We start from the raw sequence: 12,161 nt of genomic DNA on the forward strand, positions 1-12,161 counted from the left end.
CCGTGGATCAATTGGCCCTCCTGTTCCTGCTGCTCCTCGGTGCCCTGCTGACCGTCCCCCTGGGTGACCGGCTCGGGCTGCCCTCGCCCGTCCTGATGACGCTCCTCGGGATCGTGCTGGCCTTCCTGCCCTTCGTGCCGAACGTCGACATCCCGCCGGAGTTCATCCTCCCGCTGGTGCTGCCGCCGCTGCTCTACGCCTCCGTGCAGCGGACCTCCTGGCGCCAGTTCGCGGCCAACCGGCGGCCGATCTTCCTGCTGGCGGTGGCCCTGGTCTTCGTGACCACGGCCGCCGTCGGCGCGGTCGCGAACGCCCTGGTGCCCGGCATCCCGCTGGCCGCCGCGCTCGCGCTCGGCGCGCTGGTCGCCCCGCCCGACCCGGTCGCGGCGACCGCCGTGGCCGGCTCGCTGGGGCTGCCCCGGCGGCTGGTGTCGATCCTGGAGGGCGAGGGGCTCTTCAACGACGTCACCGCGATCGTGCTCTACCACGTGGCCATCGCGGCGGTGGTGAGCGGCGAGTTCTCCTGGCCGGAGGCGCTGGGCGAGCTGGTCCTGTCCGCGGTCGTGGCGGTCGCGGTCGGCCTCGCGCTCGGCTGGGCCAGCAACAAGCTGATGTCCTTCCTCGGCGACGCCACCCTCCAGGTCGGCCTCACCCTCCTGGTGCCCTTCGTCTCCTACGTCCTCGCCGAGGAGCTGCACGGCTCCGGGGTGCTCGCGGTCCTCGTCACGGCGCTCTTCCTCGCCGAGCACGCGGCCGACGCCGACGACGTGATGGGGCGGCTCGCCGGGCAGACCTTCTGGGAGGTCGTCGACACCCTCGTCACCGGCATCGCCTTCGGCCTCATCGGCCTGGAGCTCATCCACGTCCTGGGCGTCGCCGAGGGGCACCTCGGCGAGATGCTCGGCTGGGGCGCCGCGGTCGTGGCGGTGGTCGTCGGGGTCCGGCTGCTGTGGCTGCTCCCGGCCACCTGGCTGGCCAAGCGGATGCACGACCGGCGGGACGTCTCCGAGGAGATCCCGACGAGCTGGCGGGAGACCGTCGTCATGTGGTGGGCCGGGATGCGCGGGGTGGCGTCGGTGGCGCTGGCCCTCGCCATCCCGCTCACCACCGCCGACGGCTCGCCCTTCCCCGGCCGCGACGAGCTGATCTTCCTCGCCTTCTGCGTGATCCTCGCGACCCTCCTGGTGCAGGGGCTCACCCTGCCCTGGCTGGTCCGCAGGCTGGGGGTGCGCGCCGACGCGGACGCCGACCGGGCCTTCGAGCGGGAGCTGGCGGTGCGGGCGGCCAAGGCCGCCAAGCGGCGGCTCAAGGAGATCGAGGAGACCGAGGAGCTGCCCGAGGAGGTGGCCGAGCGGCTCCACCGCGGGGCCTTCGACATCGGGGCCCGGATCAGCCCGGACATGGTGGACGAGGAGCGGCGGGCCGCGTTCGCCGAACGGGTGCAGCGGGTGAAGAGGGTCCAGTCGATCCAGCGGGAGATGATGTCGGCCGCCCGCCACGAGGTGCTCTCGGCGCGCAGCGAGCCGGGCGCCGACCCCGAGGTGGTGGACCGGGTGCTGCGGCAGCTGGACGTCCGCTCGATGCGCTGACCTGGGGGTTCCGGCGCGCCGGCGGCGACGGGTGGCAGGATGGCCCGCATGGACATCATGCTTTTCCACTCGGTGCACGGGAAGCGCCCGGCCGTCGACGCCGCCGCCGACCGGCTGCGGGCCGCCGGCCACCAGGTGTGGGTGCCGGACCTCTTCGACGGCTGGACCACCGGATCGGTGGAGGAGGGCATGGCGCGGAAGGACGGGATCGGCTCGGACGAGCTGCTGAAGCGCGCGGTCCTGGCGGCCGCCCCCTACTCGGAGCGCGGTCTGGTCTACGCGGGCTTCTCCTTCGGCGCCTCGGTCGCCCAGACCCTGGCGCTCGGCGACGAGAAGGCGCGCGGGCTGCTGCTGCTCCACGGCACCTCGGACCTCGCTCCGAACGCCTCGGTGGACGCCCTGCCCGTACAGCTGCACGTGGCCGAGCCCGACCCGTTCGAGACCGACGACTGGCTGTCCGCCTGGTACCTCCAGATGCGCAGGGCCGGGGCGGAGGTGGAGGTCTACCGCTACCGGGGGGCCGGGCACGTGTACACGGACCCGGAGCTGCCGGACTGGGACGCCGAGGCGGCGGAGCGGACCTGGGCGATCGCCCTCGACTTCCTCGACGGGCTCGGCGAGGAGGACTGAGACGGGGAACGGCCCCCGGGGAGCACTCCCCGGGGGCCGTTCTCATGCGCGGACGGGCCGTCAGGCGCGGTACGCGGTCCAGTGGTCGTTCATCCGGGTCACCTGGCCCGTGGTGAACTGGTACATGCAGGCGTCGTACGTGTAGTCCATGAAGTTGTGGATCGGGTCCACGCCGGCCTTGGAGGCGCAGGAGTCGCGGCCGGTCGGGCACTCGTAGGCCGGGGACTTCTCGGCCGGGGTGTCGGAGACGTAGTCGCCGTTGCCCGTGCAGCCGCCCTGGAAGGTGTGGTAGAGACCCATCCAGTGGCCGACCTCGTGGGTGGCCGTGTCGCCCTCGGCGTAGTTGGTCGCCGAGCCGCCCGGCAGGGAGGCGTCGAGGACGACCACGCCGTCCATGGACGGGTTGGAGTTGTACGAGGTCGGGAAGGTCGCCCAGCCGAGCAGGCCGCCGCCGAGGTTGGCGGTGTAGAAGTTCAGCGCGTTGGCGCCGCCCTTGCGGAGGGTCTGCTTCATCTGCTTCTCGGCGGTGGAGCCGGAGGACAGGTTGTACCAGGTGGCGTTGTCCGTGTAGTCCGTCCCGGCCAGGGAGAACTGGAAGCCGGTGTTGACGTTGCCGGTGCCCTGGCCGCCGTAGGCCGCGTTGAGGACCGCCAGCTGGTTGTTGATCTGGGTGGCGGACAGCTTGCCCGTGGTGCCGCTGTGGATGACGTGGAAGTACACCGGGATGGTGACCACGGCGGCGGCGTCGGCCCGGGCGCTCACCCGGCCGCTCGACTTGGCGGCGGCCAGCTTCTTGCGCAGGTCGTCGTCCATGGACTTGGCCTGGGCGGCGGAGACCTCGTTCGGCTCGTGGGCGTGGGTGTCGGCGCCCTTCTCCTTGCGGGCTCCGGACAGGGCGGCCGCGTCGTCGGCGCACTCCTCGGCGGAGGCGCCGGCCAGGGTGGGGGATGCCTGGGCGCCGGCGGGGGCGGAGAAGGGGGCCAGGGCCAGGGTTCCGGCCAGGACGGCGGTACCGAGTGCACGACGTGAGGTACGCGGCGATATACGGACAAGAGCACGCACAGGTGACTCCTCGCGGGGGGTGGTGGGGAGGTACTTCCTCGCCACGGCGGGGAGATTACGCGTCCATGTCATGTTCCGTTGAGCGGTGATCAGGCCCAATCAATCGGAGGGCAATTCGGGTCATCCGGAAGAAAATTTTGCGCCGCTTCCGGAGTTTGAGACAGGGGTGTAACGAAAGTCGTGCCGGAGGCGGGTGGTGTGTCCGGATTCGAGTGCCCGGATCCACCACCCGCCGTAGCCATGTGATCTTCCGTTAACAGAAGGGATCATGGCCGAAAACAGTCGGTCAGATGACCGGCTGGTACACCCGCTCGACACGCTGCGTTCCGTCGAGCGTGCGGTAGGAGCGGGACCAGGACGCCGTCGCCGCCGGATCGCGCTTGTCGGAGACCGTGTAGTAGTCCATCTGCGAGCGCTCGGCGGTCACGTCGAGGACGCCGTAGCCGTGGTGGTCCATGTCCACCCACTTCACGTGCCGGTTGGCCGTCTTCACCGCGCCCGCCGCCACCACCGAGAGGGTGCCCGGCGCCACGTTCAGCAGGTCGTCCAGGTTGTCCGAGGTCACCGAGGTGACCACGAACTCGGTGGCCACCGAGGCCGAGAGCGGGTACGTGGCGGCCTTCGCCGGCACGTCGTTGGCCCAGGCCATGTGGATGTCACCGGTCAGGAAGACGGTGTTCCGGATGGCCCGCGAGGACAGGTGCGCCAGCAGCTCCTTGCGGTCGTCGGTGTAGCCGTCCCACTGGTCGACGTTGACCGCGATCCCCTCGGCCGGCAGCCCCAGCAGCTCGGCCAGCGGCTCCAGGAGGTACGCCGGCAGGGAGCCGAAGGCCACCGGCGAGATCATCACCGAGGTGCCGACCAGCTGCCAGGCGGCGTCCGAACCGGCCAGACCGGACTTCAGCCAGTCGAGCTGCGCCCGGCCGGTGATCGTGCGCTCCGGGTCGTCGACCGCGCCGGAACCCGTCTTCGCCTGGGCGGAGCGGAAGGAGCGCAGGTCCAGCAGGTGGAGGTCGGCCAGCCTGCCGAAGCGGATCCGGCGGAAGACGGTGCCCTCGGTGGAGGTGCGGACCGGCATCCACTCGAAGTAGGCCCGCTTGGCGGCGGCGACCCGGGCCGCCCAGTCGCCCTCGGCGCCCGGGGTGTGGTTCTCGGCCCCGCCGGTCCAGGCGTCGTTGGCGAACTCGTGGTCGTCCCAGATCGCCACCACCGGGTGGGCCGCGTGCAGCGCCTGGAGGTCCGGGTCCGTCTTGTACCGGCCGTGCCGGGTGCGGTAATCGGCCAGCGACACGATCTCGTGGCGCGGCTCGTGCGTCCGGACGGTGTCCTTCGCCTCCGGGTAGACCCCGCTCGCGTACTCGTAGATGTAGTCGCCCAGGTGCAGTACCGCGTCCAGGTCGGCGCGGCCGGCGAGGTGGCGGTACGCGGAGAAGTGCCCGGCCTCGTAGTTGGCGCAGGACACCACGCCGAAGCGAACCCCGGGGACGGCGGCGTCGGCGGCCGGAGCGGTGCGGGTCCGCCCGGTGGCCGAGACGGCGGAGCCCGCGGTGAAGCGGAAGAAGTAGGCGGTGGCCGGGCGCAGTCCGCGGACGTCGGCCTTGACCGTGTGGTCCGCGGCGGCGGTGGCCGTGGCCGCGCCGGAGGCGACGACCCGCGCGAAGGAGCGGTCCTCGGCCACCTCCCAGTCCACCCGGACGTCGGCGCCGAGCCCCGAGCCGGGCACGGCCTCCGGGGAGGGGGTGACGCGCGTCCACAGGAGGACGCCGTCGGGCAGCGGGTCGCCGGAGGCGATGCCGTGCAGGAAGGCGGGCGCCGGGGCGTCCGCGAGGGCCGGGGCGGCCGCGCCGAGCAGTGCGGGGCCGACGGCGGCGGTGACGGCGGCGGCCTTGACGACCGTGCGCCGCGTGGGGGCAGGAGATATGGGGTGACTGGTCACGGCCAGTCAGATTACTGACGGGTACGAAAGGTTGACAGGCGGAATCCGGAAGTTTTCCGGAGCTTCGCCCGCCGCTCACCACGATCTTCCGCCGACGGCCCCCGGCCCCGGCCGCACGGGCCGGGAGCGGGGGAGCGGACGTCAGCCGCCCAGGACGGGGGTCAGCACGGCGTTGAACTCCTCGACCGTCAGCGGCGGGTTCTGCGAGCCCTCGGTCGTCAGGGTCTTGCCGTCCATCCGCAGCGTCGGCGTGCCCGTCACGCCGCTCTCCTCGAAGGTCTTCGACATCTTCATCGCCCAGGCGTCGAAGGTGCCCTCCTCCACGTCCTTCCTGAACGCGGCGTTCGCCTTCAGCGCCGGGACCGTGTCCGCCACCTCCAGCAGGTAGGAGTCCTTCGCGAACTTGTCCTCGCTCTCCTCCGGGTGCCACTTCGCGGAGTAGAGGGCCGCCTTGTAGTCGAGGAACGCCTCGGGGCTCACGTCGAGCGCCGCGCCCAGCGCCGACAGGGCGTTCTTCGACCCCTCGCCCTGGTCGAACTTGTCGATGAAGGTCGCGCCGACGTACTTCAGCTTGTACTTCCCGGCCTCGACGTCCTTCTCGACGGTCGGGCCGACCGCCTGCTCGAAGGTGGCGCAGACCGGGCAGCGGGAGTCCTCGTAGATCTCCAGGGTCTTCTTCGCCGAGTCCTTGCCGACGACGACGGTCGTGCCGTTCGCGCCCTCGGTGTTCTTCGGGGCGGTGACCGTCTTCGCGTCGGCCGCCGTCTCCCAGGCCGTGGGCTGGTTCGACTGGACGACCGCGTAGCCGATGCCGCCGGCGGCGGCGAGCACCGCCACCGCCGACACGCCGACGATCAGCCGGCGCCGGGCCCGCTCCTTCTTCGCCTGCGCCTCGCGCTCCGCGCGCAGGCGCTCACGGGCGGCGGCCTTCTGGGACTGGTTGTTGCGTGCACTCATGATCGTGGATCTCCGGTAAGGAAAGGGGAAGGGCGGGAAACGTGCGCTCAGACGAGAGCGAACGATCCCCGCGGCGGTCCCCGCCGCCTCACGGAGTGCACGAGGAGACGCGTACGGGACGGCCGCGGCCGGGGCTCCGGCCGCGCCGGACCGGCCGGCGCCGGCCGCTCCCCGCCCACCAGGGCGGCGAGCAGCTCCAGCGGCCGGAAGGCCGAGGCCGCCACCGCGCCGAGCAGCCGCACCAGGGCCCGCTCCCCGCCGCGCAGCCAGCACGCCGCCGAGAGGCCGACCAGCACATGGGCGCCGAGCAGCAGCCACGGCAGCGCCGGATCGGGGGAGGAGACCAGCGCGGCGGCCCCGCCGCCGGGCGCCGCGACCCCGGGCAGCGGCGCGCCCACGGCCCCGCCGCACAGCACCTCCACCCCGAAGGAGCGCAGCGCCCCGGCGACCGGCCCGCCGGAGGGGCCGTAACAGACCGCCTGGCCGGAGGTGAAGAGCGTGTCGGCGGCCAGCTCCAGCGGGACGAGCAGCCCCGCGATCGGGCCGAAGCCGCGCTCCCGGCCGGCCAGCGCGTACGCCACGGCGAAGACGCCGGCGGCGACCGGCACGACCGTGCCCACGGGCAGCGGCACCTGGGAGAGCAGCACATGGGAAGCCACGGACAGGGTCACGACCAGTGCCGTGAAGACCGCTGCCCGCAGCGCCCTCAGCCGCGTCCCTGCCATGTCCATCGTCGGTCGAGTCTGCCACGACGGCCCGTAAGACCTCCCTAAACGGGAGCTGTGGGCCTGCTCGCGCTCCGGAAGCCGCCCGTCCGCCTGCGCTCCGGGAGCCGTTCCCTGGCCTACGGCCCGGGGGTCACCCGCCCGCCTGCGCTCCGGAAGCCGCCCGTCCGCCGCCTACAGTCCCGGTATCCGGCCGTTGCGGAACAGGTCCACGAAGATCTGGTGGTCGGCGCGCGCCCGTGCCCCGTACGCGTGCGCGAAGTCCACCAGGAGCCCGGGGAAGCCCTCCTCGTCGGCGGCGATCGCCGCGTCGATGGCCCGCTCCGTGGAGAAGGCCACCAGCGACTGGCCGCTGGACTCGTCCGCCGCCGCGTGCATCGTCGCGGTCGCCCGGCCCAGGTCCGCCACCGTCGCCGCGATCTCCTCCCAGTCGTCGATGTCCGACCAGTCCAGGTCCACCGCGTACGGCGAGACCTCGGCGACCAGCTGCCCGGCCCCGTCCAGCTCCGTCCACCCCAGCCACGGATCGGCGTGCGCCTGGAGCGCCCGCTGCGAGATCACCGTGCGGTGCCCCTCGTGCCGGAAGTAGCCCCGCACCGCCGGGTCCGTCACGTGCCGCGAGGCGGCCGGGGTCTGCGCCTGCTTGAGGTAGATCACGACGTCGTTCTCCAGGGCGTCGCTGTGCCCCTCCAGGAGGATGTTGTACGAGGGCAGGCCGGCCGAGCCGATCCCGATGCCGCGCCGCCCCACCACGTCCTTCACCCGGTACGAGTCCGGGCGGACCCGCGAGGACTCCGGCAGGGTCTCCAGATAGCCGTCGAAGGCCGCCAGGACCTTGTAGCGGGTCGCCGCGTCCAGCTCGATCGCCCCGCCGCCGGCCGCGAAGCGGCGCTCGTACTCCCGGATCTCCGTCATCGAGTCGAGCAGTCCGAAGCGGGTCATCGCGCGGGCCTCGCGCAGCGCGCCGAGCAGCGCCCCGTCGGCGGTCTCCAGGGTGAAGCCGGGGACCTCGTGCCCCTCGGCGCCGGCGGCCAGGACGCCGATCCGCTCGCGGTAGGCCGCCGCGCAGATCCGCACCAGGTGGGTGATCTGCTCGTCGCTGAGCGCCTTCGCGTAGCCGATCAGGGCGAGGGAGGCGGCGAGCCGCTTGAGGTCCCAGGTGAAGGGGCCGACGTACGCCTCGTCGAAGTCGTTGACGTTGAAGACCAGCCGGCCGTTGGCGTCCATGTAGGTGCCGAAGTTCTCCGCGTGGAGATCGCCGTGGATCCACACCCGGCCGGTCCGCTCGTCCAGGAACGGGCCGCCCCGCGCCTCCTCCTCCAGGTCCTGGTAGAAGAGGCAGGCGGTGCCCCGGTAGAAGGCGAAGGCGGAGCCGGCCATCTTCCGGAACTTGACCCTGAAGGCGGCCGGGTCGGCGGCGAGCAGCTCGCCGAAGGCGGTGTCGAAGACGGCGAGGATCTGCTCACCGCGCTCGGCGGCGGTGGGCCGGGGTACCGACATCGAGGTGCCTCCTGGTGCAAGACTGGTCATGACAAATGGGGACAGGCGTTCCACCCGACCCAACGTGCGACCGTACTCCCCGGTGCCCGCCTCCTGTCACTCCCGCGACGTAGACTTCGACGCTGTCCCCCCAGAAGTTCACCGCCGGAGGCACCCCCCGTGACCAAGCCGCCCTTCACGCACCTCCACGTCCACACCCAGTACTCCCTGCTGGACGGTGCCGCGCGGCTGAAGGACATGTTCAACGCGTGCAACGAGATGGGCATGACGCACATCGCCATGTCCGACCACGGCAACCTGCACGGGGCGTACGACTTCTTCCACAGCGCCAAGAAGGCCGGCGTGACGCCGATCATCGGCATCGAGGCGTACGTCGCCCCCGAGTCCCGGCGCAACAAGCGGAAGATCCAGTGGGGCCAGCCGCACCAGAAGCGGGACGACGTCTCCGGCTCCGGCGGCTACACCCACAAGACGATCTGGGCGGCGAACGCCACCGGCCTGCACAACCTCTTCAAGCTCTCCTCCGACGCCTACGCCGAGGGCTGGCTCCAGAAGTGGCCCCGGATGGACAAGGAGACCATCTCCCAGTGGTCCGAGGGCCTGATCGCCTCCACCGGCTGCCCCTCCGGCGAGCTCCAGACCAGGCTGCGCCTCGGCCAGTTCGACGAGGCCCTGAAGTCGGCCTCCGAGTACCAGGACATCTTCGGCAAGGACCGCTACTTCCTGGAGCTGATGGACCACGGCATCGAGATCGAGCGCCGGGTCCGCGACGGCCTCCTGGAGATCGGCAAGAAGCTCGGCATCCCGCCGCTGGTCACCAACGACTCGCACTACACCTACGCGCACGAGGCCACCGCCCACGACGCCCTGCTGTGCATCCAGACCGGCAAGAACCTCTCGGACCCGGACCGCTTCAAGTTCGACGGCACCGGCTACTACCTGAAGTCCACGGACGAGATGTACGCCGTCGACTCCTCGGACGCCTGGCAGGAGGGCTGCCGCAACACCCTCCTGGTCGCCCAGCAGGTCGACACCGCCGGCATGTTCGAGGCCAAGAACCTCATGCCGAAGTTCGACATCCCCGAGGGCTACACCGAGGTCACCTGGTTCCGCGCGGAGACCATGAAGGGCATGCACCGCCGCTTCCCGGACGGCATCCCCGAGGACCGCATGAAGCAGGTCGAGTACGAGATGGACACCATCATCTCGATGGGCTTCCCCGGCTACTTCCTCGTCGTCGCCGACTTCATCATGTGGGCGAAGAGCCAGGGCATCGCCGTGGGCCCCGGCCGAGGCTCCGCGGCCGGCTCGATCGTCGCGTACGCCATGGGCATCACCGACCTCGACCCCATCCCGCACGGCCTGATCTTCGAGCGCTTCCTCAACCCCGAGCGCATCTCCATGCCCGACGTCGACATCGACTTCGACGAGCGCCGGCGCGTCGAGGTGATCCGGTACGTGACCGAGAAGTACGGCGCCGACAAGGTCGCCATGATCGGCACCTACGGCAAGATCAAGGCCAAGAACGCGATCAAGGACTCCGCGCGCGTCCTCGGCTACCCCTACGCCATGGGCGACCGGCTCACCAAGGCCATGCCCGCCGACGTCCTCGGCAAGGGCATCGACCTCGACGGCATCACCAACCCCTCCCACCCGCGCTACAGCGAGGCGGGCGAGATCCGGGCGATGTACGAGAACGAGCCGGACGTGAAGAAGGTCATCGACACCGCCAAGGGCGTCGAGGGCCTGGTCCGCCAGATGGGCGTGCACGCCGCCGGCGTGATCATGTCCAGCGAGCCGATCGTCGACCACGCCCCCATCTGGGTGCGGCACACCGACGGCGTCACCATCACGCAGTGGGACTACCCGCAGTGCGAGTCGCTCGGCCTGCTGAAGATGGACTTCCTCGGCCTGCGCAACCTCACGATCATGGACGACGCCGTCAAGATGGTGAAGGCCAACAAGGGGATCGACCTCGACCTCCTGGCCCTGCCGCTCGACGACCCGAAGACCTTCGAACTGCTCCAGCGCGGCGACACCCTCGGCGTCTTCCAGTTCGACGGCGGCCCCATGCGGTCCCTGCTGCGGCTGATGAAGCCCGACAACTTCGAAGACATCTCCGCCGTGTCCGCGCTCTACCGCCCGGGCCCGATGGGCATGAACTCGCACACGAACTACGCCCTGCGCAAGAACGGCCAGCAGGAGATCACCCCGATCCACCCCGAGCTGGAGAAGCCGCTCGAAGAGGTCCTCGCGGTCACCTACGGCCTGATCGTCTACCAGGAGCAGGTGCAGAAGGCCGCCCAGATCATCGCCGGCTACTCGCTCGGCGAGGCCGACATCCTCCGCCGCGTCATGGGCAAGAAGAAGCCCGACGAGCTGGCGAAGAACTTCACCATCTTCCAGGCCGGCGCCCAGAAGAACGGCTACAGCGACGAGGCCATCCAGGCCCTCTGGGACGTCCTGGTCCCCTTCGCCGGCTACGCCTTCAACAAGGCGCACTCCGCCGCGTACGGCCTGGTCTCCTACTGGACCGCCTACCTCAAGGCGAACTACCCCGCCGAGTACATGGCGGGCCTGCTGACCTCGGTCAAGGACGACAAGGACAAGTCCGCGGTCTACCTCAACGAGTGCCGCCGCATGGGCATCAAGGTCCTCCCGCCGAACGTGAACGAGTCGGAGTCGAACTTCGCCGCCCAGGGCGACGACGTCATCCTCTTCGGCCTCACCGCCGTGCGGAACGTCGGCACCAACGTCGTCGAGTCGATCATCAAGACCCGCAAGGCCAAGGGGAAGTACTCCTCCTTCCCCGACTTCCTCGACAAGGTCGAGGCCGTCGTCTGCAACAAGCGCACCATCGAGTCGCTGATCAAGGCCGGCGCCTTCGACACCATGGGCCACACCCGCAAGGGCCTCGTCGCCCAGCACGAACCCATGATCGACAACGTGGTGGCGGTCAAGCGCAAGGAGGCCGAGGGACAGTTCGACCTCTTCGGCGGCATGGGCGAGGAGACGAGCGACGAGCCCGGCTTCGGCCTCGACGTCACCTTCACCGAGGACGAGTGGGACAAGACCTACCTGCTCGCGCAGGAGCGCGAGATGCTCGGCCTGTACGTCTCCGACCACCCGCTCTTCGGCCTGGAGCACGTCCTCTCCGACAAGACCGACGCCGGCATCTCCCAGCTCACCGGCGGCGAGCACGCCGACGGCGCGGTCGTCACCATCGGCGGCATCATCTCCGGCCTCCAGCGGAAGATGACCAAGCAGGGCAACGCCTGGGCCATCGCCACCGTCGAGGACCTCGCCGGCTCCATCGAGTGCATGTTCTTCCCGGCCACCTACCAGCTGGTCTCCACCCAGCTCGTCGAGGACGCCGTCGTCTTCGTCAAGGGCCGGCTCGACAAGCGCGAGGACGTCCCCCGTCTCGTCGCCATGGAGCTGATGGTCCCCGACCTGTCGAACGCCGGGGCCAACGCCCCGGTGATCCTCACCATCCCCGCCCTCAAGGTCACCCCGCCGATGGTGAGCCGACTGGGCGAGATCCTCCGCCACCACAAGGGCAACACCGAGGTCCGGATCAAGCTCCAGGGCCCCCGGACCACCACCGTGCTCCGGCTCGACCGGCACCGGGTGACGGCCGACCCGGCCCTCTTCGGCGACCTGAAGGTGCTGCTCGGCCCGTCCTGCCTGGCCGGATAGCGCGCGGAGCCCGTACACGCGCAAGGGGCGCGCCCGTCGTCACGGGCGCGCCCCTTTGCCGTC

Annotated in this window: 8 protein-coding genes; 3 read left to right on the forward strand and 5 right to left on the reverse strand. The window is 70.8% G+C overall.

Annotated features, from left to right (window positions below):
- Positions 1 to 2 precede the first annotated feature (2 nt).
- On the forward strand, positions 3 to 1,589 hold the full coding sequence (locus tag IE326_RS29205; protein WP_190043762.1) for a Na+/H+ antiporter: 1,587 nt from the start codon (positions 3 to 5) through the stop codon (positions 1,587 to 1,589).
- Between the two features lie 48 nt (positions 1,590 to 1,637).
- Positions 1,638 to 2,219 carry a dienelactone hydrolase family protein gene (locus tag IE326_RS29210; RefSeq protein WP_150227721.1) on the forward strand — a complete coding sequence of 194 codons (582 nt, stop codon included), beginning with the start codon at positions 1,638 to 1,640 and terminating at the stop codon, positions 2,217 to 2,219.
- Positions 2,220 to 2,279: 60 nt separating this feature from the next.
- Here the strand turns inward: IE326_RS29210 and IE326_RS29215 are convergent, their stop codons facing one another.
- The 5 genes from IE326_RS29215 to IE326_RS29235 all read right to left on the reverse strand — a co-directional run bounded on the left by IE326_RS29215 (position 2,280) and on the right by IE326_RS29235 (position 8,399).
- Positions 2,280 to 3,281 carry a zinc metalloprotease gene (locus IE326_RS29215; RefSeq protein WP_229915730.1) on the reverse strand — a complete coding sequence of 334 codons (1,002 nt, stop codon included), beginning with the start codon at positions 3,279 to 3,281 and terminating at the stop codon, positions 2,280 to 2,282.
- Between the two features lie 286 nt (positions 3,282 to 3,567).
- A complete protein-coding gene (locus tag IE326_RS29220) occupies positions 3,568 to 5,217 on the reverse strand; it encodes an alkaline phosphatase D family protein (RefSeq protein ID WP_190043764.1) in 1,650 nt (549 codons plus the stop codon).
- A 141-nt stretch (positions 5,218 to 5,358) separates the two neighbouring features.
- A complete protein-coding gene (locus tag IE326_RS29225; RefSeq protein ID WP_150227718.1) occupies positions 5,359 to 6,174 on the reverse strand; it encodes a DsbA family protein in 816 nt (271 codons plus the stop codon).
- 47 nt (positions 6,175 to 6,221) lie between these two features.
- Entirely contained in the window at positions 6,222 to 6,905 is a 684-nt protein-coding gene (locus IE326_RS29230; RefSeq protein WP_190043765.1) for a hypothetical protein, read from the reverse strand.
- A gap of 168 nt (positions 6,906 to 7,073) precedes the next feature.
- Complete coding sequence (locus IE326_RS29235) at positions 7,074 to 8,399, reverse strand: DUF2252 domain-containing protein (RefSeq protein ID WP_150227716.1); 1,326 nt, start codon at positions 8,397 to 8,399, stop codon at positions 7,074 to 7,076.
- A 159-nt stretch (positions 8,400 to 8,558) separates the two neighbouring features.
- On the opposite strand from IE326_RS29235, the gene dnaE reads away from it, so the two are divergent.
- Entirely contained in the window at positions 8,559 to 12,098 is a 3,540-nt protein-coding gene (dnaE, locus tag IE326_RS29240; RefSeq protein ID WP_150227715.1) for a DNA polymerase III subunit alpha, read from the forward strand.
- The last annotated feature ends 63 nt before the right edge of the window (positions 12,099 to 12,161 follow it).

The organism is Streptomyces filamentosus, from assembly GCF_014654895.1.
GTDB classification, from domain to species: Bacteria; Actinomycetota; Actinomycetes; order Streptomycetales; family Streptomycetaceae; genus Streptomyces; species Streptomyces filamentosus.